The 1,067-nt window shown below is 45.2% G+C and carries 1 protein-coding gene; it reads left to right on the plus strand.

Features of this window, described 5'->3' with window-relative positions:
• Window positions 1–1,067, plus strand: a 1,067-nt coding sequence (locus BUF15_RS26510) for an ATP-binding protein (protein WP_234981292.1), incomplete at both ends; no start/stop codon positions are given.

A 1,067-nucleotide genomic window follows, 5' to 3' on the forward strand; every position in this document is an offset into this window, starting at 1 on the left:
GGGATGTCCACCAAAAGGCACTTGTTGGCATCACTTCAAGCGCAGAGAATGACAAGTATGACAGGGAGGATGGTTCTGTTGAATGGACGACCTGGGAGTGTCGTCCTTGGTATCAAGCTAATGGTGAAATCGGTGGTTTTGTGGTTTATACGGAAGTGGTTACTGACAGGGTAAAAGCTGAGGAACAAAAGTTGCTGCTACAGCAACAACTCTATCAAGCGCAGAAAATGGAAACTATAGGCACGCTTGCTGGCGGGATTGCCCACGATTTCAACAATATCCTTGGGGCAATTCTAGGTTACGCAGAGATGGTGCAGGAGGATAGTCCGAACGGATCAACGATGAGAAGTGATATCGACAGCGTTATCAAGGCAAGCCAGAGAGCTAAAGAACTAGTAAAGCAGATACTCGCTTTTAGCCGCCAAACAGTTACAGAAGAGATGGTTCTGCAACCGGCTTTCATCATAAAAGAAACTATAAAAATGCTCCGTGCAACGTTGCCCACGACCATTGATATCCAGCAAAATATCGATCCGAATGCTGGATTGATTCTTGCGGATCCAACACAGATCCACCAGATAATTACCAACCTTTGTATTAATGCTTTCCACGCTATGGAAAAAACTGGCGGCACTCTCAACATTTCTTTGCAAAACGAAGAATTGGGCCTGGCCGACTTGGTTAGCGAACCACATGTGCAGCCTGGGCATTTTGTAGAAATATCTGTAGGAGATACTGGCTCAGGAATAGCACCGGAAATTATGGACAAAATTTTCGATCCTTTCTTCACTACGAAGGAGGTAGGTAAAGGTACAGGGATGGGGCTTGCCATTATCCATGGTATCGCAAAGAAATCTGGTGGATTTATATCCTGTAAAAGTTCACCGGGCAAAGGAACAACTTTTTATGTGTACCTTCCAGTTCATGCAGATATGGCTCCACCAGAAGCCGAAGCGACACCTGTAGAGATGATCCAAACAGGCATTGAGCATATTCTCTTTATTGACGATGAGGAGATACTTGCTGAAATGGGCAAGACCATGCTCGAACGACTTGGTTATAGAGTG

This window comes from Desulfopila aestuarii DSM 18488, from assembly GCF_900143695.1.
Lineage (GTDB): Bacteria > Desulfobacterota > Desulfobulbia > Desulfobulbales > Desulfocapsaceae > Desulfopila > Desulfopila aestuarii.